Annotated in this window: 23 protein-coding genes, 1 tRNA gene and 3 pseudogenes; 8 read left to right on the top strand and 19 right to left on the bottom strand. The window is 20.5% G+C overall.

Annotated features, from left to right (window positions below):
* The first annotated feature begins 37 nt into the window (after positions 1-37).
* From gldE to H0H34_RS00405, 5 genes are read left to right on the top strand one after another with little or no spacing between them, the layout of a single operon-like run.
* The gene (gene gldE, locus H0H34_RS00425; protein WP_238785457.1) at positions 38-1,306 is read left to right on the top strand and encodes a gliding motility-associated protein GldE; all 1,269 of its coding nucleotides are present in this window, start codon (positions 38-40) and stop codon (positions 1,304-1,306) included.
* The gene (locus tag H0H34_RS00420) at positions 1,303-1,926 is read left to right on the top strand and encodes a tetratricopeptide repeat protein (protein ID WP_185873374.1); all 624 of its coding nucleotides are present in this window, start codon (positions 1,303-1,305) and stop codon (positions 1,924-1,926) included. Before gldE ends, H0H34_RS00420 begins: the two co-directional genes overlap by 4 nt.
* Positions 1,927-1,928: 2 nt before the next feature.
* Positions 1,929-2,444, top strand: coding sequence for a 6,7-dimethyl-8-ribityllumazine synthase (ribH, locus tag H0H34_RS00415; RefSeq protein WP_185873373.1), 516 nt, complete (start codon positions 1,929-1,931; stop codon positions 2,442-2,444).
* Positions 2,407-4,119 carry a DNA mismatch repair endonuclease MutL gene (mutL, locus tag H0H34_RS00410; protein WP_185873372.1) on the top strand — a complete coding sequence of 571 codons (1,713 nt, stop codon included), beginning with the start codon at positions 2,407-2,409 and terminating at the stop codon, positions 4,117-4,119. The genes ribH and mutL overlap by 38 nt, the downstream gene beginning before the upstream one ends.
* Positions 4,116-4,817: a rhomboid family intramembrane serine protease gene (locus tag H0H34_RS00405; RefSeq protein ID WP_185873371.1), complete on the top strand. Its 702-nt coding sequence runs from the start codon at positions 4,116-4,118 to the stop codon at positions 4,815-4,817. The genes mutL and H0H34_RS00405 overlap by 4 nt, the downstream gene beginning before the upstream one ends.
* A gap of 19 nt (positions 4,818-4,836) precedes the next feature.
* On the opposite strand, the gene lepB is transcribed toward H0H34_RS00405, so the two are convergent.
* Together lepB and dapB are read right to left on the bottom strand one after the other, a co-directional pair.
* Positions 4,837-6,282, bottom strand: coding sequence for a signal peptidase I (gene lepB, locus H0H34_RS00400; RefSeq protein ID WP_185873370.1), 1,446 nt, complete (start codon positions 6,280-6,282; stop codon positions 4,837-4,839).
* A gap of 10 nt (positions 6,283-6,292) precedes the next feature.
* Positions 6,293-7,024 carry a 4-hydroxy-tetrahydrodipicolinate reductase gene (dapB, locus tag H0H34_RS00395; protein ID WP_185873369.1) on the bottom strand — a complete coding sequence of 244 codons (732 nt, stop codon included), beginning with the start codon at positions 7,022-7,024 and terminating at the stop codon, positions 6,293-6,295.
* 97 nt (positions 7,025-7,121) lie between these two features.
* On the opposite strand from dapB, the gene H0H34_RS00390 reads away from it, so the two are divergent.
* Positions 7,122-7,210, top strand: a tRNA-Leu gene (locus tag H0H34_RS00390).
* A 28-nt stretch (positions 7,211-7,238) separates the two neighbouring features.
* Here H0H34_RS00390 and ilvC read toward each other — a convergent pair.
* The 14 genes and pseudogenes from ilvC to atpB all read right to left on the bottom strand — a co-directional run bounded on the left by ilvC (position 7,239) and on the right by atpB (position 20,782).
* On the bottom strand, positions 7,239-8,288 hold the full coding sequence (ilvC, locus tag H0H34_RS00385; protein WP_185873368.1) for a ketol-acid reductoisomerase: 1,050 nt from the start codon (positions 8,286-8,288) through the stop codon (positions 7,239-7,241).
* Positions 8,289-8,294: 6 nt separating this feature from the next.
* A complete protein-coding gene (locus H0H34_RS00380) occupies positions 8,295-8,537 on the bottom strand; it encodes an acetolactate synthase (RefSeq protein WP_185873367.1) in 243 nt (80 codons plus the stop codon).
* Positions 8,538-8,563: 26 nt separating this feature from the next.
* Positions 8,564-10,254 (bottom strand): annotated as a pseudogene (ilvB, locus tag H0H34_RS00375) (biosynthetic-type acetolactate synthase large subunit).
* 14 nt (positions 10,255-10,268) lie between these two features.
* Positions 10,269-11,949, bottom strand: a pseudogene (gene ilvD / locus H0H34_RS00370) (dihydroxy-acid dehydratase).
* A 117-nt stretch (positions 11,950-12,066) separates the two neighbouring features.
* Positions 12,067-13,242, bottom strand: a complete 1,176-nt coding sequence (gene mnmA / locus H0H34_RS00365; RefSeq protein WP_185873366.1) for a tRNA 2-thiouridine(34) synthase MnmA — start codon at positions 13,240-13,242, stop codon at positions 12,067-12,069.
* Between the two features lie 4 nt (positions 13,243-13,246).
* Positions 13,247-14,371, bottom strand: coding sequence for a DnaJ C-terminal domain-containing protein (locus H0H34_RS00360; RefSeq protein WP_185873365.1), 1,125 nt, complete (start codon positions 14,369-14,371; stop codon positions 13,247-13,249).
* Positions 14,372-14,405: 34 nt separating this feature from the next.
* The gene (locus tag H0H34_RS00355; protein WP_185873364.1) at positions 14,406-15,005 is read right to left on the bottom strand and encodes a nucleotide exchange factor GrpE; all 600 of its coding nucleotides are present in this window, start codon (positions 15,003-15,005) and stop codon (positions 14,406-14,408) included.
* 44 nt (positions 15,006-15,049) lie between these two features.
* Positions 15,050-16,045: a tryptophan--tRNA ligase gene (gene trpS, locus H0H34_RS00350; RefSeq protein ID WP_185873363.1), complete on the bottom strand. Its 996-nt coding sequence runs from the start codon at positions 16,043-16,045 to the stop codon at positions 15,050-15,052.
* 9 nt (positions 16,046-16,054) lie between these two features.
* On the bottom strand, positions 16,055-16,891 hold the full coding sequence (locus H0H34_RS00345; protein ID WP_185873362.1) for a F0F1 ATP synthase subunit gamma: 837 nt from the start codon (positions 16,889-16,891) through the stop codon (positions 16,055-16,057).
* Entirely contained in the window at positions 16,869-18,488 is a 1,620-nt protein-coding gene (gene atpA / locus H0H34_RS00340) for a F0F1 ATP synthase subunit alpha (protein ID WP_185873361.1), read from the bottom strand. The genes H0H34_RS00345 and atpA overlap by 23 nt, the downstream gene beginning before the upstream one ends.
* Positions 18,489-19,007, bottom strand: coding sequence for a F0F1 ATP synthase subunit delta (locus H0H34_RS00335; protein WP_185873360.1), 519 nt, complete (start codon positions 19,005-19,007; stop codon positions 18,489-18,491).
* 13 nt (positions 19,008-19,020) lie between these two features.
* Positions 19,021-19,509 (bottom strand): F0F1 ATP synthase subunit B, encoded by a 489-nt coding sequence (gene atpF / locus H0H34_RS00330; RefSeq protein WP_185873359.1) that lies wholly within the window; start codon positions 19,507-19,509, stop codon positions 19,021-19,023.
* 10 nt (positions 19,510-19,519) lie between these two features.
* Entirely contained in the window at positions 19,520-19,750 is a 231-nt protein-coding gene (atpE, locus tag H0H34_RS00325; protein WP_185873358.1) for an ATP synthase F0 subunit C, read from the bottom strand.
* A gap of 15 nt (positions 19,751-19,765) precedes the next feature.
* Entirely contained in the window at positions 19,766-20,782 is a 1,017-nt protein-coding gene (gene atpB / locus H0H34_RS00320) for a F0F1 ATP synthase subunit A (RefSeq protein ID WP_185873357.1), read from the bottom strand.
* 137 nt (positions 20,783-20,919) lie between these two features.
* Here atpB and H0H34_RS00315 point away from each other — a divergent pair.
* Positions 20,920-22,084: pseudogene (locus H0H34_RS00315) on the top strand (trans-sulfuration enzyme family protein).
* Here the strand turns inward: H0H34_RS00315 and cysS are convergent.
* Genes cysS through nadE form a run of 3 tightly spaced genes read right to left on the bottom strand, consistent with a single transcriptional unit; the run spans position 22,079 to position 24,975 of the window.
* Positions 22,079-23,518 (bottom strand): cysteine--tRNA ligase, encoded by a 1,440-nt coding sequence (gene cysS / locus H0H34_RS00310; protein ID WP_185873356.1) that lies wholly within the window; start codon positions 23,516-23,518, stop codon positions 22,079-22,081. The pseudogene H0H34_RS00315 and the gene cysS overlap by 6 nt on opposite strands.
* Positions 23,515-24,162: a GTP cyclohydrolase I FolE gene (gene folE / locus H0H34_RS00305; RefSeq protein ID WP_185873355.1), complete on the bottom strand. Its 648-nt coding sequence runs from the start codon at positions 24,160-24,162 to the stop codon at positions 23,515-23,517. The genes cysS and folE overlap by 4 nt, the downstream gene beginning before the upstream one ends.
* 42 nt (positions 24,163-24,204) lie before the next feature.
* Entirely contained in the window at positions 24,205-24,975 is a 771-nt protein-coding gene (gene nadE, locus H0H34_RS00300; protein WP_185873354.1) for an NAD(+) synthase, read from the bottom strand.
* A gap of 29 nt (positions 24,976-25,004) precedes the next feature.
* On the opposite strand from nadE, the gene tsaB reads away from it, so the two are divergent.
* Positions 25,005-25,637, top strand: coding sequence for a tRNA (adenosine(37)-N6)-threonylcarbamoyltransferase complex dimerization subunit type 1 TsaB (gene tsaB / locus H0H34_RS00295; protein WP_185873353.1), 633 nt, complete (start codon positions 25,005-25,007; stop codon positions 25,635-25,637).
* Positions 25,638-25,647 lie beyond the last annotated feature (10 nt).

Raw genomic sequence — 25,647 nt, 5'->3', positions numbered from 1 at the left:
TTTAACGTTTAATATTATATTAGCAATAATACTATTATTGTTTTCATCTTTAATTTCTGGATCTGAAACTTCTTTTTTTTGTCTTGATAAAAAAAATATTAATAAAAAAAATAATGAAAATAATATTTTATTAAGAATTCTTAAAAATAAAAAAAAATTATTAGCTACAATATTAATTACAAATAATTTTTCAAATATTGGAATTATAATTACAATAAACTATTTAATAAAAAAATTTATACAAAATAAATATTTTATTTATTCAAAAATTAGTATATCTATAAATTTTATTATAGAAATAATATTTATGACATTTATTTTAGTTTTATTCGGAGAAATAATTCCAAAGATATATGCAAGTAAAAATAGTTTTCGTTTTTCTATATTTATGTCTAAACCATTAATTTTTCTTGAAAAGTTATTAGATCCAATAAGTAAAATTATGATTTTTATATCTAAATCTATAGAAAATATAATAATAAAAAAAAAAAATTTTTTATCAATTAATTATTTATCAAAAGCATTAAAAATAACTTTAAACAAAAAAAATTTTAGAGAAAGTCAATTCTTGCAAAGAATAGTAGATTTTGGTGGTACAGAAATACATCAAATTATGACTCCAAGAATAGATATGTTTGCATTAAATAAAAATAAAAAATTTTCTAATATTTTAGAATTAATTCGTTATCAAGGTTATTCTAGAGTACCTATTTATAAAAATAGTATAGACGATATAGATGGAATTTTATTTGTTAAAGATCTTTTACCATTTATATATGAAAATAATTTTAATTGGAATAAACTTATACATCCTCCTTTTTTTGTTCCAGAAACAAAAAAAATAGATGAACTTTTAAGTGATTTTAAAAAAAGAAAAATACATTTAGCTATTGTAGTAGATGAATATGGGGGAACTTGTGGATTAGTAACACTTGAAGACGTAATTGAAGAAATAATTGGAGATATAGTAGATGAGTTTGATGAAGAAGATATATCGTATTCAAAAATAAGTACAAATAATTATTTATTTGATGGTAAAACATCTTTAATTAATTTTTATCGTATTATGAATATAAAAGAAGAAATTTTTTTTGAAAAAGAAAAGGGAGACGCTGATACTTTGGGAGGATTTATTATGGAAATAAATAAAGATTTTCCAAAAAAAAAACAAAAAATAAATTTTTTAAATTATTCTTTTATTATAAAAAGTATCAATAATAAAAGAATTAAGACAATAGAAGTTATAAGAAATAAATTTTTCAATAAAATAAAAAATTTAACTAAAATAAAAAGTAAAAAAAATTGAATATAATATTTAGAAATAAAAGAATATATATTTATACAACAATAATAATAACAATTATAGTTATAATATTATTTATTTTAAGAAGTATTTTTATAGATTTATCAATAAAATCAACAGATGAACTTAATTATGCACAACAATATTTATACAATGGAATGTTTTATAAGGCTTTAAATAAAAATAAAAAAAATAATTATTTAGGACTTTTAGAAATCTCGTCTAAATATCCGTTTACCAAATCAGGAAACTTAGCAAAATTTTATGCTGGAATTTGTTATTATAAATTGGGAAATTATAATGAATGTATAAAAATAATGAAAAAATTTAATGTAAATGACGAAATTATATCTTCTTTAAAATATGGAATAATAGGAGACTCATTTTTTCAAAAAAATGATTTTAATAATGCTTTATATAGTTATATTAAAGCATCTAATGTAAAAAAAAATGAAATAACTACTCCTTTATATTATTATAAAATAGGTTTATTATATTTTTATCAAAAAAAATATAAAAAATCTAAATACTATTTTAAAAAAATAGAATGCAAATATCCTATTTTTTTATACATAGAAAATGTAGAAAAATATATTGCATTTATTGAAAATAAATTGCAATAATTATGAAAAAATCTCCTATTTATTCATTTAATAAAGAAAAAATAAAAAATTCTTATCTAAGAATAGCAATTATAGTATCATTATGGAATAAATTAATAACAAATAGATTGTATAAAAGTGTATACAAAACTTTAATTCAATTTGGTATTAAAAAAAATAAAATAAATACATGGGAAGTACCAGGAAGTTTAGAATTAATTTTTTCATCAAAAGAAATAGCCTGTCGTTATAATTTTGATTCTATTATTGCAATAGGATCTATAATAAAAGGAGAGACCTATCATTTTGAATATCTATGCAAAACTGTATTACAAGGAATAAAAGATATTAATTTAATACATAATGTTCCAGTTATTTCATGTATTTTAACAGATAAAAATAAACAACAATCTATTGATCGTTCTGGCGGAAAAAATGGTAATAAAGGTGTAGAATGTGCAAAAACTGCAATATATATGTCTCTATTTAAAAAATCTATAAATGAATACTATACGAATATTACCAAAAGAAGTAATTAATCAAATAGCTGCTGGAGAAACTATAATTAGACCTTCCTCTGTATTAAAAGAATTATTGGAAAATTCAATAGATGCTAATGCAAAAATAATAGATATCTTTATAAAAGATGCAGGAAAAACATTAATTCAATTGATAGATAATGGTGATGGTATGAATCATATTGATGCGAAAATGAGCATTAAAAGACATGCTACTTCTAAAATAAAATACATTGAAGATTTATATAAAATTAATACTAAGGGGTTTAGAGGTGAAGCATTATCATCAATATCTATGATTTCCCAATTAGAAATCCAAACTAAAAGTGATGATTTGCTAGGTATACATTTACTTATAGAAAATGGAAAAATAAAAAAAGAAACGTTATTAGATATGAAAAAAGGAACTAGAATTTCCGTAAAAAATATTTTTTATCAATTTCCTGCCAGAAAGATGTTTTTAAAATCTTCTAATATAGAGTTTAATCATATTATTAATGAATTTTACAAGATAATTCTAGTACATAGAAACATTACATATCGTTTTTATAATAATAATAAGATTATTTTTTATCTTAAAAATAATTGTTCATTAAAAACAAGAATCATTGATACACTTAAAATAAATTATCAAAAATTCAAATCATTTTATATAAAAAAAAGTAATATTATTATTAAGGGATATATTAGTAAACCTGATAATTACTCATATAAAAAAGGATATAAATTATTATTAATAAATAAAAGAAGTATAAAAAATATATTTTTACATAAGCAAATAATTAGATCTTATACAGGTTTTATAAAAGATATGAAAACCATTTCATATTTTATTTTCATAGAAGTTAATCCAGATTTATTAAATTTGAATATTCATCCTACAAAAGAAGAAGTACAAATAGAAAATGAGGAATTTGTAGGATTAATGATTTATAATAAAATTAAAAATATTTTACTTGACAAAAATAAAATAAAAAAAAATCATATTAATGATTCAAATATAATTACATTCAATAATGAATTATTTAATAATAAAATTTTTAACAAAAATTATAAAAATAAAATAGTAAATCAATTAGAATTATTAATAAAAAATACAGATAATAAATTAGATTTTAATTATAATAAAATTTCAGATAAAAATATATGTAAAAAAATTTTTCAATTTAATAAGAATTACATAATAGTAATTTATAATAATTATGTAATTATAGTAGATCAATATCGAGCATATCAAAATATTTTGTTTGAATTTTTTTTAAAAAAAAAAGTAGTTTATAAAAAACTAAATCCACCTCTAAAAATAGAATTGTCAATAAATGAATTATTATTGATTAATAATTTTAAAAATGATTTTAAAGAAATGGGATTTATATTACATTTTTTTAATAAAAATTTATATATATATTCAATTCCAAAAAAATTAAAAAAAAGTAATTCAATTAAAATTATAAAAAATATATTAAATACATTAAAAAATAATTTTATTAAATATAATAATATTAAAAAAATTATTATTAAATCTATATTTAAATTTTCATATATAAAATATGGAATGAAATTACATGAATATCAAATGATAAATATTATTGAAGACCTTTTTTCATGTGAAAAAATTTATTATACTTATTATAATAATAAATCTATTGTTATTATTTTAAACAAAAGTTTTTTTAAAAAAATTTTTAAACAGTGAATTTTTATAAAAATTTTAATTTAAATTCTAATGCTATAAAGCATTTAATTAGTATAAATATATTAATATATACAGCAATATATCTTTTTCCACAATATAAAATAGAAAATATATTTTCTCTATATAATCCATTATATGATAAATTCCGAATTTATCAAATATTTACACATATGTTTATACATTCTAAACATCTTTTTTTACATATAATATTTAATATGTTAGCATTATTTATGTTTGGAATACAAGTAGAATCTTTTTTAGGATTTAAAAAATTTATTATACTATACTTTTTATCAGGTATTTTAGCTGCATTTATACAAATTTTATTTAATACTAGTTTAATTTTGTATTTTATAGAAACTTTAAATATTTCTACAATAAGTAAAATATTTAATTCTTTAAGTGAAAAAGAAAAAATAATCATTTATAATTCATTATATTCTCCTATGATGGGGGCTTCTGGTGCAATTAGTGGTATAGTTGGTGCTTTTGCAAAAATTTATCCTGAACATAAAATTTTTATATTACCATTTCCTTTTCCTATAAGAATTAGGAAAGCATTATTAATTTTTGTTTTTGGAAGTTTTATTTCTACTATTTTAAATATCTCACCAGAAGTTGCACATTTTGCGCATATAGGAGGAATATTATCTGGTTATATAATAGGATCATTTTTTTTAAAAAAAATTTTATCTTAAATTTTTTATTATTTTTAATTTATATGAAATATATAAATAAATATATTAATAATAAATAAAATAAATACAAAAAAAAATTATTACCATTTATTGTTGTCATAAGCCTATTCCATCTAATTTTCCAATTTAAAAAATTCATAGGATTATTTCTATTCCAATCAATACTCATCCATATAAATATTGGTTTTCCTACTATACAATTTTCTGGAACTAAACCCCAATAACGAGAATCATAAGAATTATGTCTATTATCTCCCATCATAAAATAATAATTATTATTTAATATTATAAACTTTTTATTTTTTTTTAAAAAAATCTTTCCCTTATCGTATAAAAGTATATTTTTATATAAAAAATTATTATCTATTTCAATACAATCACCCTTCTTTGGAATATAAAATGGTCCAAAAAAATCTCTATTCCATATATGTTTATTTTTTTTAGGTTGTATTACGTTATCTGATATATAAAAAGGAGTAATATTTTTTTTTAAAAAAATTATATTATTAAATAATTTAAATATTTTTTTTTTATTTTCTTCATTTAACATTATTTGGTAATAATATTCATTATTTATTTTTCCAATAAATTCAACATCTTCAATGTCCATTTTATTTATTAAATATTCAATATTTAATGGAATATTTTTTGTCTTAATAAAAAAAGATTGTTGTTTTCCTTTTAAAAATTTTTCTTTAACATTGTTAACAAATAATTCTCCATTATTAATGGTAATTATATCACCAGAAATTCCAATACATCGTTTAACATAATTGTCTTTTCTATCTATTGATATATGTTTTTTGTCTAAAGGATAATTAAAAACTATAATATCATTTCTATGTATCTTTTCAAATGAATTAAGACGACAATAAGGCCATTTAATAAAAGATGTATAATTATTTATATAATCAAATAAACTATTATGAAAAAATGGGATAAAAATAGGGGAGATTGGTAATCTTAATCCATAATTAAGTTTACTAACCAATATAAAATCTCCTACTAATAAACTTTTTTCCATAGATGATGTAGGAATTACAAATGGTTGTATAAAATAAGTATGTATAATAAAAGAAAAAATTATAGATAATAAAATAATATTTTTATTACTATAATGTTTATTTATAAGTTTTAATTTTTTCTTAAAAAAATTTAAATAAATGATATAAAATACTCCAAATACTATTATAAAAAGTATATTATTTTTCTTTTTTTTAAAAGAATAAATTAAATCGATCCATAAAATATAGTATAAAACTATACTAGTTAATGGATTAACTAAAAATAATAATAACCAATTTTCTTTTTTATGTACACGTAAAAATAAAAATATATTATATAATGGTATATAATATTTAATATTATTAATATTATATTTTTTATATATATTAAAAGTAATAAGTGTGTGAAAAATATTTATAATTAGTAAAAAAAGAATATGAAATAAAATATATTGAAACATAAATATATTTTTATAAATCTAACACATTTTTCATTGAGAAAATTCCTTTTTTATTTTTATTATTAAATAACCATTCTGCAGAAATTATCGCTCCAATAGCAAAAATATTTCTATTATATGCTTTATGTCTTATAGATATTTTTTCTATATAAGATTTATAATTTACAATATGTTCTCCTATTATATTTTTAAATCTTTTTGATTTAATCAGTATAGATTTTTTATCATTTTTAATAAATTTTTTATCATCTAAATTCCAATTATTTTTTATTCCACTATCTATTATATCTTTTGCTATATGTATTGATGTTCCACTAGGTTTATCTTTTTTATCTTTATGATGAATTTCTTCTATAAGAATACTATATTCTTTTGAATAAGGAAATAATAATTTAGATAGTTTCTTATTAATTTCGTAAAATATATTCATTCCAATACTGAAATTAGATGAATATAAAAAAGATCCGTTTTTTTTTATACAAATTTTTTTTATTTCATTTAGTTTATCTAACCATCCAGTTGTTCCAGATACTACAGGAACGTTATTATCTATACATATTTTTATATTTTCAAATGCAGAATTAGGTTGACTAAATTCTATTGCTACATCAATAGAATTATCTAATAAATTTGATTTTTGTGGAGTACTATCGCAACATAATTTTATTTTATGATTTCTACTTATTGCTATTTTTTTAATAGTTTTTCCCATTTTTCCATATCCTATAATTGCTATATTCATAAAAAAAAATATATATAATAAAATCAATTATTAATAATAAAAAAGTATAAATTTAATGTTTCTTTTTAATTTATTTACTATATTTTTAGTTTTTTTTACCCACGTGGTGAAATTGGTAGACACGCCACCTTGAGGTGGTGGTATCCTAAAAAAAGGGATGTGCTGGTTCAAATCCAGTCGTGGGTATATATTAAAGTAAATAAAAAAAACATTATTAATCATTTTTTTTTTCTGGTCGTAAATTACGTATAACGCTTCCAACTTTCCATATCTCACTGTTTTTTATATTATCTAATTCTTTTTTTAATTTATTTCTATATTCCTTATCACTATTATACGAAATAATTCTTTCTGCTTCATTTCCAGAAGAGACTTCTCCATATAAATTTTCAAATAAAGGTAATGTTACATCTCTAAACTTTTTCCACCAATCTAAGGCTCCTCTTTGTGCAGTTGTTGAACAATTAGAATACATCCAGTCCATACCATTTTCTGAAACTAATGGCATTAAACTTTGAGTTAATTCTTCTACAGTTTCATTAAAAGATTCTGATGGAGAATGCCCGTTTTTTCTTAATACTTGATATTGTGCATAAAATATTCCTTGTATAGCTCCCATTAAAGTTCCTCTTTCTCCAACTAAATCAGAATAAACTTCATTTTTAAAACTTGTTTCAAATAAATATCCAGAACCTATACCTATTCCAATAGATAAAACTTTGTTTATACTTTTTCCACTATAATCATGATAAATAGCATAGCTAGAATTAATTCCTTTTCCTTCTTTAAAATGTCTTCTAAGACTGGTTCCTGACCCTTTTGGGGCTACTAAAAATATGTCTATATCATTTGGTGGATATATTTTAGTTTTATCTTTAAAAGATAGAGCAAATCCATGTGAAAAATATAAAGATTTATTTTTTATTAAATATCTCTTAATTTTTGGCCAAAACGATATTTGTCCTGCATCTGAAAGAAGATACAATAATATTGTCCCTCTTTCAGATGCTTCTTCTAAAGAAAACAAATTCACTCCTTCTATCCATCCATCTTTTAATGCTTTATTCCAAGATTGAGTATTTTTTCTTTGTCCTACAATTACATTAAATCCATTATCTTTTAAATTTAAGGATTGACCAGGTCCTTGTACCCCATATCCAAGAACTGATAAAATTTCTTTTTTTAATATTTTTTTAGCCTTATCTATAGAAAATTCTTTTCTTGTTATAATATTTTCTTCTATATCTCCAAATCTCTTTTTCATGAATTTTTATATTTTTTTATAAAATATATTGTGTACTCCGATTAAATTACTAATAGTTTTTTTTAATTTTATCAAATCTTCTATTTTACATTCCAAATTTAAAATATATTGATTTATATAAAATTTCTTGTATTTTTTTTTTGATATGTTCATATAATTTATTTTTAAATTTTTTCTATTCAATATAATAATAATTCTAATTAATAATCCAATATTATCTTCTAATAATATTATTATTATAAAATCCATATTTAACTCAATAAAAATTACATATTTTATGTTAATCTAATATCATCGACAGATGATCCAGATGGAATCATAGGAAAAACGTTATCTTCTTTTGAAACCAAAATTTCCAAAAAAAAAGGTTCATTATTTTTATAAAAAATATTTTTTATAGAGTGTTGTAATTCATTTCTTTTATATACTTTTTTATATTTTATATTATAAGCTTCAGCTAATTTTAAAAAATTTGGATTTTTTAGTTTTGTAAAAGAATAACGTTTTTTAAAAAAAAGTTGTTGCCACTGTCGTACCATACCTAAAAAATTATTATTTAATAATATAATTTTTATAGAGATATGATTTTCTAATATAGTACCAAGTTCCTGAATTGTCATTTGAATCCCTCCATCACCTACTACACATATAACCTGTTTATTTTTTGATCCTAATTTTGCACCTATAGAGGCAAGGCGAATCCCATAGTACCTAATCCTCCAGAAGTTATTTGACTTCTTTTACAACTAAAATTAAAATATCTTGCAGCTATCATCTGATGTTGTTCTACATCAGTTATAAGTATTGAATTTTTTTTTTTATATAAATTAATATATTTTATTACTTCTCCCATTGTAATAGTTTTTTTTATTGGAAATAAATCTTTTTTAATTACTATTTTTTCTTTTTTATTTAAAAGAAAAAATCTTTTTTTCCAACTTATATGATTATTTTTATAAACCAATTTTGTTAATCTTTTTAAAGATGTTTTACAATTTCCTATAATAGAAATATAACATGATATATTTTTATTTATTTCATTACTATCTATATCAAGATGAATAATTTTAGCTTGTTTTGCATATTTATTTATATTTCCCGTAACCCTATCGTCAAAACGCATACCTATTGCAATAATTACATCTGATTTATTTGTTAATACATTTGGAGAATAATTACCATGCATACCTAACATGCCTACATATAAAGTATGTTTAGTAGATATTGAACCTAAACCTAATAAAGTACAAGCTATTGGAATTCCAGTTTTATCTATAAATTTTTCTAATTCTTTTTCTGCATTAGCAATTATAACACCTTGTCCTGCAAATACTATTGGTTTTATTGATCTATTTATAATTTTTGCTGCTTTTATTATTTCTTTTTTTTTTATAATTGGATATGGGTTAAAATTATTAATTTTTTTTAATTTTGAAAAATTAAACCTTGACATATTCAATTGTGCATCTTTAGTTATATCAATTAATACAGGTCCTAGTCTACCATTTTTTGCTATAAAAAAACCTTTTTGAATATATTTACATATATTAATAGATTTTAATATTTGAATATTCCATTTAGTTACTGGAATAGATATATCTATAATATTTGTTTCTTGAAAAGCATCGGTTCCTAAAAGATGTGATGATACTTGTCCAGTTATACATACAATAGGAGTACTATCTATTAAGGCATCTGCTAATCCTGTTATTAGATTAGTTGCTCCAGGACCAGAAGTAGTAAAACAAACACCTACACATCCTGTTGCTCTAGCATAACCTTGTGCTGCATGAATTGCTCCTTGTTCATGACGCATTAATATATGTTTTATATGATCTTTATAATAATATAAGGAATCATATATAGGCATAATAGCACCTCCTGGATATCCAAATATATATTTTACATTTTCATTTAATAATGTTTTTATAACTATTTCAGATCCTAAAAATATATTTTTTATCATAATATATTTATATATTAGTCTGTTACACAACCATTTGATGCAGATGATACTAATTTTGAATATTTGTATAAGTAACCATTTTTTACTTTTAGGGGCGGAGGAACCCATAATTTTTTTCTTCTTTTTATTTCTTTATTTTCTATTTTTAATACTAATTTATTATTTTCAGCATCTATTTTTATAATATCTTCATTTTTTATTAATGCAATAAGTCCTCCAGATTGGGCTTCTGGTGATATATGTCCAACTACAAATCCATGTGATCCACCTGAAAATCGACCATCTGTAATTAAAGCTACATTTTTACTCAATCCACTACCCATAATGTATGACGTTGGTTTTAACATTTCAGGCATACCTGGGGCACCTTTTGGTCCTACATATCTTATAACAATTACTGTTCCTTTTTTAATTTTTTTATTTAAAAAATATTTATTTGCATCTTCTTCTGAATTAAATACTATAGCTTTTCCTATAAATATTTTTCCTTCTATACCAGTTATTTTAGCAACAGAACCTTCTGGAGCAATATTTCCGTATAATATCCTTATGTGTCCATTTTTTTTTATAGGATTATTTAAAGAAAAAATAATATTTTGTTTTTTAAAATTAATATTTTGAACATTTTTTACATTTTCATATAATGTTTTACCAGTTACTGTTAAGCAGTCTCCTGAAATTATACCATTATTTATTAAATATTTAATAATTACAGGTATACCTCCAATATTTGAATGTATATCTTCCATAAGATATGGACCTATAGGTTTTAAATTAGCTATTAATGGAACTTTATCGCTTAATTTTTGTATTTCATTTAAAGACATTTTTATATTTGCAGTTTTAGCAATGGCTAATATATGTAATACTAGATTTGTTGATCCACCTAAGCATATCCCTAATTTTATACCATTTTTTATAGATTTTTTAGTAATTATATCTTTTGGAAAAATTTTATTATTTAATAGTTTTTTTATATATAAAGGTGTTTTTTTACATTCTAATATTTTCTCCTTACTTTTTGAAGGATAAGAAGAAGAAAAAGGTAAGGTCATTCCCATAACCTCAAGAATAGAAGCCATTGTATTTGCTGTATACATGCCACCACATGCTCCAGGTCCTGGACAAGATCTTTTTATTATATTATCATATTCGTTTTTAGATATTTTGTTTGTATTTTTTTTTCCTAAAGCTTCAAAAGAAGAAACAATATCTATTTTTTTATTTTTATAATTTCCAGAAGAAATACTACCACCATAAATAATAATGGATGGTCTATTCAGTCTAATTATAGACATTATTACCCCAGGTAAATTTTTATCACAACCTGGAATTGCTATTATTCCGTCATAACAATGAGCAGAAATAACAGATTCTATGCTGTCTGCAATAATTTCTCTAGTAAGGAAGAGAATATCTCATTCCTAATGTTCCCATAGTTATTCCATCGCTTATACCAATAGTATTAATTTGGAATCCTATTAAATTATTATTTATTATTGATTTTTTGACTTCTTTAGATAATTTATTAAGATGAATATTGCATGGGTTACCTTCATACCAATTACTTACTATTCCTATTTGAGCCTTACTAAAATCTGATTTATTCATTCCTATTGCATACAACATAGCATGTGCAGCAGGTAACTCATTATTTTCTGTTATTTTTTTACTGAAATCGTTAATTTTATCCATCGATCATTAAAATGAAAATAAATATTTTATTTGATTAAATATTAGTATAGTAATATTCGATTATATTTAGTTTTAATAAATTTTAAAATATTTAGTACAAAAGTATAAAAAATTTTATTACTCAGAAATAATTCCAGAACCTATTAATTCATTATTAATATACCATACTGCAAATTGTCCTCCAGAAATTGCATATTGCATTTCTTCAAATAATAATATAATTCCTATTTTTATTTTATATAAAATTGATTTTTGTAATGGTTGCCTATATCTAATTCTAGATAAAACATTTATTTTTTTTTTTTCTAATAAATCTTTATGAATCCAATGAATATCTCTTTTTTTTATAAAAAGACATTTTCTATATAATCCAGGGTGATTTTTCCCCATGCCTGTATATACTATATTATTTTTAATATCAGTATCAATTACGAAAAGAGGATACTTAAATCCTCCTATTGATATTCCCTTTCTTTGTCCTATGGTAAATAAATATGCTCCTTTATGATATCCTATTATTTTTCCATCTGATTCTTTATATTTATTTTTTTTAGATAATAAAATTAATTTTTCAAAAGAATAATTTTTATTTTTTTCATTATTAAATTTTTTATAATTAGATTCTATATAAATAATTTTTCCTTTTTTTGGATTAATTCTAGTATGAAGAAATTTAGATAAAGTTATTTTTCCAATAAAACACAAACCTTGAGAATCTTTTTTATATGCATTACATAATCCATTATTTTTAGCTATTTTTCTAACATATTTTTTTGTTAACATCCCTAATGGGAATAATGATTTTTTTAATTGCATTTGATTAAGTCTACATAAAAAATAAGATTGATCTTTATTTAAGTCTTTTCCTATTTTTATTCTATAAGTTTTTTTTTTATTATCTATTGTTATTATTTTATTAACATAATGTCCAGTGGCAATAAAATCTGCATTAAAATTTTTAATTGCTATTTTTAAAAATAAATCAAATTTAATTTTTTCATTGCATAAAATATCAGGATTTGGTGTATTACCTATTTTGTATTCATTAAACATATAATTTACTATATACTTATTATATTCTTTTTTCATTTCTACTATCTGAAAGGGAATATTTAATTTATTAGCTACAATCATTGCATATATACTATCGTTTTTTAATGAACAATCATAGTTAATATCTTCCCAATTATTCATAAACAATCCAATAACATTATATCCATTATTTTTAAGAATTAATGCTGATACACTAGAATCTACACCCCCTGATAAAGCCACAACAACTGTTTTTTTCATTTTTTTAAGAAAACATTTCTCTTACTTTATCAAAAAAAGATTTTTCTGTATTTCCAGGATGTGGTAGAAAGTTTTCGTTTTTTTTCATTTTTTCAAAAAATTTCCTTTGTTCATCATTAATTTTTTTTGGAGTCCATACATTAACATGAATAAACATACTTCCATTTCCATATCCTTCAATATTAGGTATTCCCTTATTTTTTAGTCTTAATGTTTTTCCAGATTGTGTTCCAGGATCTATTTTTATTCTTGCTCTTCCATTAATAGTTGGTATTTCTTTAGTTGCTCCTAGTATAGCATCTGAAAAAGAAATATATAGATCATAATGTAAATTAGATCCTTCTCTTTTCAAATTATTGTGAGGAATTTCTTCTATTAAAACAATTAAATCCCCCGATATTCCGTTAAATGGAGCTTCGTTTCCTTTTTCTGTAACTTTTAATTGAATACTTTCTGTAATACCTGCAGGTATTTTTATTTCTACTAATTCTTCTTCTTTTATTAATCCATATTTATTTGCTCCATATGGTATATTTTCTGCTCTTTTACCTGTACCATAACATGAACTGCATTGTGTAGTAGTTTGCATTCTACCTAATATAGTATTAGTTACTCTAATTTTTTGACCATTTCCATTGCAAGACGTACAATTTCTTATTTTTACTCCTTTTGCTGCTTTTAACCTTTTTACTTTAACTTTTTTTTCTGTACCATTTGCTATTTCTTCCAAAGTTAATTTTACTCTTATTCTTAAATCACTACCTTTTATAGTTTTTCTTTTAGAAGATTTTCCAAATCCAAAATTTGAAAATCCATCTCCAAAAGCGTCAGCAAAAATATCACCAAAATTAGTAAAAATATCTTCCATATTCATTCCACCACTTGATGCACCATAACTACCTTTTATTCCAGAATGTCCAAATTTATCATATCTATTTCTTTTTTCTTCATTTCCCAATATTTCATATGCTTCTGCTGCTTCCTTAAACTTCTCTTCTGCTACTTTTTTATTATCTAAATTTTTATCTGGATGATATTTTATTGCTAATTTTCTATAAGCTTTTTTTATTTCTTCAGAGGAAGCATTTCTAGACACTCCTAATACTTTGTAATAATCTTTTTTCATCATGAGTAAAAAAAATTATTTTTAATTTGTTTAATAATTATTTTCCAGTAATAACTTTGGCATGTCTTATTACTTTTTCTTTTAAGACATATCCATCTTCTATAATATCAATAATTTTACCTTTTAAATTTTCTTTAATAGTAGGAATTTGCGTGATTGCTTCATGAATGTCTGTATTAAATTCGTCACCTTTTTTTATTTTTATTTTATCAAGTCCTTTTTCTTTTAATATTTTAATAAGTTTATTTTGTATTAATGATATTCCTTTTACAATTGATTTCTCTTGTTCTTTTTTTAGTTCTTTTATTCCTCTTTCAAAATCATCTAAAATAGGTATCAAGTCAATTATTATTTGTTCATTAATAATACTAAATATATCAAGTTTCTCTTTTTTTATACGTTTTTTATAATTTTCAAATTCTGCAAATAAACGTAAAAATTTATCTTTTTCTTTTTCTAATTTTTCTTCTAATTTTTCTAATTTTTCTTCCAATAATTTTATTTCTTTTATTTTATTTTTTTCATTATTAGTATTTTTTTTAGTTGAACTAATACTTTCTTTTTCTTTATTTTTATTATCAGAATTAGAAAAATTATTAATAGTATTTTCAGTATTTTTTTTATTAATTGTATACATAATAAAGTATTTTTACTTTATTTATTATTTTATATTATATTATATTACAAAATTAATGAATTAAAATTTAAATTTTTTCTAATGAAATTTAATTTTTTTTTAGCTATAATTTTCGCTTTTTTTGCTCCAAAAAATAGAATATCATCTAATAATTTTTTATTATTCATATAATAAATAAATTTATTTCTTTCTTCTGAAAATTTTTTCATAATATAATTATATAATTCCATTTTAGATTCCAAATATCCATATCCTCCAAGTTTATATTTTTTTTCCATTTCTTTTACTTTATTATAAGGAGCAATTAATCTATATATGGATATAATAGAATTATTATTTGGATTTTTTTTATCATTCAAGGATTTACTATCTGTACGTATTTTAAGTATTTGTTTTTTTAACTCTTCTTTTGAAGAAAAAATATTAATATAATTACGTTTTGATTTACTCATTTTATTTCCATCTATTCCAATAATATATGAATATTTTTCTTTTAAAAATGCATTTGGTATTGTAAATATTTTATTATTTATTTTTTTATTAAAAATTTTAGCTATACGTCTAGCAATTTCTATATGTTGTATTTGATCTTTACCTATAGGAATAATTGATCCATCAAATAATAAAATATCTGCTGCCATCAATATTGGATAAATAAATAAACCAACATTTATTTTTTCATTTTTTTTATTGTAAATTCTTTCTTTGAAAGAATGAGATAATTTTAATCGTCTATAAGAAAAAAAACAACTAAAGTACCATGCAAGTTCTGTTACTTCTGATGCTATATCAGATTGTCTATAAAATAAACAATAATTTATATTTAATCCAAATGATAACCATGTAGATATAATTTGATAAACACTATTTTTAGTGTTATTTTCATCTATTAAAGAGTGTAGATCTGCTATAAATATAAATGATGAATTAACTTTTTTATTATTAGACATGTTAATAGATGGAATAATAACACTTAAGATATTACCTAAATGTGGGATTCCAGTACTTCTTATTCCTGTTAACATAATATTTCTTTTCATAAAATATTATTAATTATTTGTTTTAACTGATTCTAATCCACTTATAATTTCTAATATTTCTTTTGTTATAGTATTTTGTCTTTCTTTATTATAATTCAATATCAAATTTCTTTTAATATCATAAGAATTTTCTGTTGCTTTATTCATAGAAATCATACGAAATGTATGTTCACATAATATAGATTCCAAAAAAACTTTTTTTAATTTTATTTCAATAAAATTATTAATAAAATATCTAAATATTTCTTTTGATGATGATTCTAAAATTGGATTTATACTAAATTTTAAATATTTTTTTTCATTAAAAACTATTGGTAATAGTTTTTCTATAAAAATATTTTTTTCTATATTTTTGTGATAAATTAAGTATATAGATGATACTTTATTAGTATAAAAATCATTTATTATCTTTTTTACAAAAATTTTAATTTTTTTTATTGAAAAAGTATAATCCCAATAATTATTTAATTTTTTTTCATATATAAAATCAATTCCTTTTTTCCCTATAGAAAAAAATAAAAAATTTTTTTCTTTAATAACTCTACATATTTTTCCTAATTTTTCAAAAATTAAATTATTAAAAGAGCCACATAGTCCTTTGTCTGAGGTAAATAATATAAATAATTTTTTTCCAATTTTTTTTTTTTTTAGTAAAAAACTTCTTTTCTCTAGTTTTATCAAATCTATAAATAATGATTTCATATAATCCATATATATAATAATATGATTTAAAAATTTTTTATATTTTTTAAGTTCTGATATAGAAATCATTTTCATTGCTTCGGTTGTTTTGATAACTGAATCAATTGAATATATTTTTTTTTTAATCTCTTTTAAATTTGACATTAGAATAATTATCGTTTTCTTTTATATCTTTTACTATATTTAAAGCTATATTTTCTAATTTTTTAGATATATCATTATTAATGATACCGTTTTTTAATGATTCTAATAATTTTTTATATTTCTTATTTAAAATAAATAAATATTTTTTTTCAAAAATATTTATTTTATTTATTGAAATATTTTCTAGTATATTTTTAGTTCCAATATAAATTATTGCAATTTGATCAGAAATTTCATATGGATTTAATTCTTCTTGTTTTAATATCTCTACATTTATTCTTCCCTTTTTCAAAATTTTCATAGTAGATGAATCTAATTCTGACCCAAATTTTGAAAATGATTCTAATTCTTTAAATTGAGCTTGATTTAATTTTAAAGTTGAAGATATTTTTCTCATAGAATTAATTTGTGCATTACCTCCTACTCTAGATACAGAAATACTTTCATTTATTGCTGGACGTATTCCTGAATTAAATAATTCTTTTTCTAAAAAAATTTGTCCATCAGTTATGGAAATTATATTAGTTGGTATATAAGCTGAAATATCTCCTGATTGTGTTTCTATAATTGGAATAGCTGTTAATGATCCACCTCCTTTTACAAACATTTTTGTAGATTTTGGTATATCATTCATTTTTTCAGCTATAGATTTATCTTTTATAATTTTAGATGATCTCTCTAATAAACGTGAATGTAAATAAAACACATCTCCAGGATATGCTTCTCTTCCAGGTGGTCTTCTTAACAATAAGGATATTTCTCTATAAGAGATAGCTTGTTTAGATAAATCATCGTATATAACTAAGGCAGATTTACCTATATCTCTAAAATATTCTCCTATAGCAGTACCAGAAAAAGGGGCATAAACCTGCATTGATGCAGGATCATTTGCATTAGAAGAAACTATAACAGTATAATCCATTGCATCATTTTCTTCTAATATTTTTTTTATTCTAGCTATAGTTGAACCTTTTTGTCCTATTGCTACATAAATACAATAAACAGGATTTTTTTTAAAAAATTTTTTTTGATTAATAATAGTATCTATAGCTATAGATGTTTTACCAGTTTGTCTATCTCCAATAATTAACTCTCTTTGCCCTTTTCCTATAGGTATCATAGAATCTATGAATTTTATACCAGTTTGTAACGGTTCTTTTACTGGTTCTCTATAAATTACACCGGGGGCTTTTCTTTCAATTGGAACTTCAAATAAATTTCCACTTATGGGTCCTCTTTCATCAATAGGATCTCCTAATGTATTAATAACACGTCCTAATAATCCTTCTCCTACTTTAATAAAAAAAGGTTTTTTTGTTCTTCTTACAATATCTCCTTCTTTTATTGTACATCGTGAAGAATTAAGTAATACAATACCAACATGATCTTCTTCCAGATTTAAAATTATTCCTTTTATTTTATTTTTATCAAATTCTACTATTTCTCCATAAAATGAATTATCTAAACCAAAAGATCTAACTATTCCATCTCCAATTTGAACCACTATTCCATATTCAGATATTTTTGATTCTATTTCGAAATCAGATAAATGTTTTTTTAAAATTGAAGATATTTCAGAATATTTTATGTCTGACATTTATATTTTTTTATTAATTTCATTAAGACATCTTTTTATACTGAAATCCCATTCTCTATATTTATTAATAAATAAAAATCCTCCAATAATATCTTTATTTATATTATTAACTATAATAAATTCTTTTTTTTTATCATTTATTATTTTTCTTGCTATCATTTTTTGTATTTTTTTATTTATTGGAACTGCAGTAATTAATATGCATTTGATAATATTTTTTTTCTTTATATTATATATTTTTTTATATTCTGATAGAATTTTTTTTAATAAAAAAATTCTATCATTAATTATTAAAATTTTTAAAAAATTATATATAAAAATATTATTAAATATATTTTTTATAATTATTATTTTTTTATTTTTTTTTATAAAATTAGAAGAAATTATTTTTTCAAAAAAATAATTTTTTTGTAAAAAAAAATATAAATTTATTATATTAATATGATATTTACTTTTTGAGCTATCACTATCAATTATATCAAAAAGAGTAATAGCATAATGTTTAACTACTTTTTCCATTAAAAAAAGTTATTTATTTGTATTTTTCAGTTAAAAATTTAATAAAACTTTCTTGTTTAATATCTTTTTCTAATTCTTTTTTTAATATTTTTTCTGCTATTATAATTGATATAGATTTTATTTCATTTTTTAATAAATTGAAAGATTTTTCCCTTTCTTCATCAATAATTTTTTTAGAATTTTTTATTATATTTCTTTTTTCTACTATTCCATCTTTTATTGCCTTTAATTTTATATTTTTTTTTATTTTAATTGTTTCTTTTATAATTCTATCTTTTTCTTCATAAGCATTTTTTAAAATAATATTTTTTTCTTTTTCTATTTCATTTAATTTGTGTTCTAATAAATTTGCTTTTTCAATAGAATCAATTATTTTTTTTTCTCTTTTATCAATAAAATCAATAATTGGACTCCAAGCAAATTTGGAAAGAATGAATACTAATATTAAAAATATTATAATATTCCAAAATATTAATCCAAAAGAAGGAGTAGTTATATCCATTGTTAAATTATTATTTAAATACAGCAAGTAATGCTGTAACTATTCCAAATAACGATGCTCCTTCAATTAAAGCAGCAGCAATAATCATAGCATTTTGTACTTTATCTGATGCTTCTGGTTGCCTAGCTATTGCTTCCATAGCTGAACTACCAATTCTTCCTATTCCTAGTCCAGCGCCTATAACTGCTATACCAGCTCCTAATGCTGCTAGACCTGAATATGTTAAATCTATATTATCCATAATATTTATATTTTTTTAATTGTTATAATCTTTTTTAATAGACATACCTATCATTAATGCAGACAAATTTGTAAATATAAAAGATTGTAAAAATGATACCATAATTTCCAATAGAGAGATAAAAGAACCAAAAAATATAGAAAATCCAATAACAAAAATATTTTTAAATATAAAAATAAGACAAATAAAACTTAAAATTAAAATATGACCAGCCATTATATTAGAAAATAATCTAATACATAATGTTAATGGACGTATAAATAATGATATTAATTCTATAGGGGCTAACATTAGTTTTACTAAAATAGGAGCTTTTGGCATCCAAAGTATATGTTTCCAATAATATTTTTTACTATTTAAAATTGTTATAAAAAATGTAATTAAAGATAAAGAAAATGTAGTATTAATATTACCAGTAATATTTGGAAATCCTGGGATTATACCTAATAAATTATTTATTAGTATAAAGAAAAATAAAGATAATAAAAATTTTAAATATTTTTTATACATATTTTTTCCTATATAAGGAATTGCTATTTTATCTCTAATAAATATTATAATATATTCTAATAAAGATCCAAATTTCCAATTTAATTTTAATTTGTTATTATATTTATTTTTCATATAAATAAAAATAAGTATTAATAAAATAGATGAATAAAAAGTATATAATACATTTTTAGTTATAGATAAATCTAATGGTTTTTTATTAGATGGACTTCCATTAATAAAATTTAATGTCCCATATTTATTAGTTATATAAATATTTTCTTTAAATAATCGATAATATCCATTAGTACCTTTAAATATTTTTTTATTAGATGATAAAAATAATTCTAATCCATTATTCCATAATATAATAGGTAATGGAATATAAATATTTTTTTTTTTAGAAAAATTTAAATTATGTGAATCACTAATATGATGAAAAATAATATCAGATATATTTATATCGCTATTTTTTTCATAATTATTATTATTAAATAATATAATAAAATAAATAAAAATTAATTTAATTGATCTTATAATCATTATTATTATATATATAAACAAATTTATGTTTTTTAATAGATGATTTAACTAATATTAAAATATTTTTTTTAATATTAATTATTTTTATTTTTTACAAAATTGAAATAGTAAATTTGTATAATTTAAAAAATTAATTTATGAAGGAAGAAACAAGACTTATTCAAAGAGTACAATCAGATCCTCTTACTGGTGCAATTTCTACTCCAATATATCAGACATCTACTTAATGTGCAAAATTCTCCAGGAGTTCATAAAGGATTTGATTATACAAGAACTAATAATCCTACAAGAAAAATTTTAGAGAAATTAATTACAAAATTAGAATATGGTTTTGGCAGTTTAGCATTTTCTTCTGGATTAGCATCTATTGAAGCAACAATAAAATTATTAAAATATAATGATGAAATAATAGCAGTAGATGATATATATGGAGGAACTTTTAGATTACTAAATTTATATGAAAAATTTGGAATTAGAACTCATTATGTAGATATGACTATTTTGGATAAATTAATTTCATTAATTTCAAAATTGAAAAATCCAAAATTAATATGGATAGAATCTCCTACCAATCCAACTTTAAAAGTTTCAGATATAAAAAAAATATGTGAAATTTCAAAAAAAATTAATAATAATATACTAATTGTAGTAGATAATACTTTTTCATCTCCTGTTATACAAAATCCAATTAAATTAGGAGCAGATATTGTTATACATAGTGCAACTAAATATTTATCAGGACATTCTGATGTATTGGCTGGATTAGTTACTGTAAAAAATATAAATTTATATGAAAAGTTAAAATATATACAAAATTCAACAGGAGGTATATTATCTCCAATGGATTGTTGGTTAACTATACGAGGATGTCAAACTTTATTTTTAAGAATGAAAAAACAATCTTATAATGCTTATAAAATTGCACGTTTTTTAGAGAAAAAAAAAGATACTGTTATAAAAACAGTTTATTATCCCGGATTGTCTAGTAATAAAAACTATTTAATTGCATTAAAACAACAAAAATATTTTGGAGGTATTATTTCTTTTAGTTTATATAAAAATACTATATATAATGCTAAAAAATTTGTTTCATCAACAAGAATATTTAAATTAGCTGAAAGCTTAGGAGGTACAAAAAGTTTAATTTGTCATCCTGCAACTATGACGCATAAATCTACACCACCAAATATAAGAAAAAAGGTAGGAATAGAAGATTCTCTTATTCGTTTGTCAATAGGAATAGAAAATGTAGAAGATTTAATAAATGATTTAAATGATTCTTTATCAAATTTTTCTCTATGAAAATTTTTCGTCATTTATTATTACACCAATATTACATAATTCTTTTCGTAATCTATCTGATATAATCCAGTTCTTTTTATTTCTCATTTCTTTTCTAAAAAGAATTAATTTTTTTACTAAAATATTAAATTTTTTATACTCTAAATTATTTTTTGTTAATTCTGATTTAGATAATCCAAGTATATCAAATATAAAATAATTAATATACTTTTTTAATAAAAAAAAATTAACTTTATTTATATTATAAAGTTCTAATTTAATAAAATTAGAAGCATAAAATATATTAGAAATTAACATTGGTGTATTAAAATCATCGTTAATTGATTTATAACATTTATTAATCCAATTATATACATTAAAATTTAATTCAAAATATTTATTATTTGTTGGAATAAAATTATTTATTAATTCAATTGTATTTTTTATTTTTATATATCCTTTTTTTGTTTCTTTTAATTTTTCTAATGAAAAATCAATAACACTTCTGTAATGATGTTGTAAAATAAATAATTTAAAAATATTTGGAGAATAATCATTATATATATCTATTATAGATAAATTATTTCCTAAGGATTTACTCATTTTTTTCCCATTAATAGTTAACATATTTGTATGCATCCAATATCTAGCATTACTAATTTTTTCATAAAAAGCATTAGATTGCGCTAATTCACATTCATGATGTGGAAATTTTAAATCCATTCCTCCACCATGAATATCAAAAACACCCCCCAAATATTTTGTACTCATTGTTACACATTCTGTATGCCAACCAGGAAATCCATAATTCCATGGGGATTTCCATTTCATAATATGTTTATTACTTGCTTTTTTCCAAAGACAAAAATCATAAGGATAACGTTTTTCTTTATTTAAAATATTTTCTTTTTCATATAATAATTTGTTTATTTTATTATTACTTAATATTCCATAAGAATATTTTTTTATATATTTTTTTAAATCAAAATAAACAGATCCATTTATTTCATAAGCGTAATTATTAGTAATTAATTTTTTAATGAATTCTATTTGTTCAATAATATGACCTGTAGCTGTTGGTTCTATATTTGGTGATAATATGTTTAAAATATTTAAAAATTTATGAAATGATATTGTATATTTATTAACTATTTCCATAGGATCTATTCCTTCTTTACGAGATTTTTTTATTATTTTATCTTCATAATCAATTTCATTTTCTAAATGACCAACATCTGTAATGTTTCTTACATAACGAATCTTATATCCTAAATGCTTAAAATATCTAAAAACAATATCAAATATTATAAATGTTCTATAGTTACCTAAATGTAAATGATTATATACTGTAGGCCCACAAACATACATTCCAATATAATTATTTATAATAGGATTAAATAATTCTTTTTTTTTTGTTAAAGAATTGTATATATATATAGTTCCTTTTTTTATCATGTTTTTAAAGAAAAAAATCCAATATGATTAAAAAATTCATTTCTAGTTTTAGAATTTTTTCTAAATAAACCTGTTAATTCAGTAGTAATAGTACTACTATCTATATCTCTTATTCCACGTGAATTAACACATAAATGTTTTGCTTCTATAATACAAGCTACATCCTTAGTGGATAATATATTTTTTAATATATCAACAATTTGGACAGTCAATCTTTCTTGAACCTGAGGTCTTTTAGAATAAAAATTTACTATTCTATTTATTTTAGATAATCCTATTATTTTTCCACTAGATATATATCCAACATGAGCTTTACCAATTATAGGAAGAAAATGATGTTCACAAGTAGAATATACTGTGATATTTTTTTCAATAATCATTTGTCTATACTTGTATTTATTTTCAAATACAGAAGTTTTAGGCATATTCTCAGGAATAATACCACTAAATATTTCTTCTACAAACATTTTAGCAACACGTTTAGGTGTTTTTTTTAAGTTATCATTATTCATATCTAAACCAAGGATTTTCATTATTTGAAAAAAATGTTTTTCTATTTTTATTATTTTTTTTAAATTTTTTGTATTATTGTTTCTTTCAGTATCATTATTTGATAGTTTATTTTTTTTTATTTTTTCTGACATATATTATTACTTAAGCATAATATTTTAAAAAATTTAATATAATTATTTCATGTAATTAGGAATATTGCAAACAGGAATTGGAATAATTTTATGTTTGTTTTTATTATGTAAATATTTATATTTTTTTATAATATTATATTTTTTTTTTGAAAAATATTTTAAATTCTTACTTTCTACCTTCATTGCCCATTCTAAATCTTTATAAGAAACTCCTATTTGTTCTTCATCAGTACGTTCATCTTTCCATAAACCATCCATTGGGATAGATTCTTGAATTTCATCTAAAATTTTTAATTTTTTAGCGATAATTTGTATTTCACTTTTATTTAAATCTGCTATAGGTTGTAAATCAACAGCCCCATCTCCATATTTTGTAAAAAATCCAATTCCAAAATCTTCAATTTTGTTCCCTGTACCAACAACTAAATAATTTTTTAAGTTAGCATAATAATATAATGTTAACATACGAATCCTAGATTGTACATTTGCTAACGCTAAATTACTTTTAACACTATTAATATTAAAAATTTTACAAAAAAAATTAAAAAAATCACACAAATTTTTTTTTATATAATTAACATTTGAAAATTTTGATAACATATATTTAGCATGTTTATCAGAAAGATTATTTTCTTTTTTAAGTAAAGGAATTTCTAATAATAATGTAGGATAGTTTGTTTTAGCAGTTAATAAAGATGTTACAGATGAATCAATTCCTCCAGATATTCCAATGATAAATCCATTTGATTTTGAGTTTTTTATATATTTTTTTAACCAAAAAATTATATAATTAATTATATTATCTACTTGCATAATAAAAAAATTTTTTAAAAAATATTTATATGTCTTTAATTCTAAATTTAGAAACTTCTACACAAAATTGTTCGATTTCAATATCGAAAAAAGGAAAAGTTATAACAGTTGTAGAAGAAAATTCAAAATATTATTTACATTCAGAAAAATTACACAAATTTATACAATATGCTTTAAAATTATCAATGATAGAATTAAAAGAAATTAAATCTATTTGTGTAGATATAGGTCCAGGATCTTATTCTTCTTTAAGAGTTGGAATATCAGCTGCAAAAGGCTTATGTATGTCATTAAAAATTCCTTTATTATCAATAGATAGTTTATCTATATTAGTTCAAAGTATAAATATTAATAAAATAAAAGATAAAAAAAATACATTAATAATTCCAATGATATATGCAAAAAAAAATTTTTTTTATACTACATTGTTCGATTCATATAAAAATATGATTTATCCTATTTCTATTAGAAAAAAAATTAATTTTCTTAAAATTACAAATCATAAAATATATATAGTAAGTAATTTTAATTTAAAAGAACTAAATAAGTATACTTTTTTAAAAGTAAATTTATCTGCTTATCATATGTCAAGCATATCATATAATAAATTTTGCAAAAATAAATTTAATAATATAAATAATTTTTTCCCTATATATTTATAATTTAAATTCT

The sequence above is a fragment of the Blattabacterium cuenoti genome, from assembly GCF_014252375.1.
In the GTDB taxonomy this organism is placed as follows: domain Bacteria; phylum Bacteroidota; class Bacteroidia; order Flavobacteriales; family Blattabacteriaceae; genus Blattabacterium; species Blattabacterium cuenoti_AH.
This window is presented reverse-complemented; position numbering and strand designations above follow the sequence as displayed.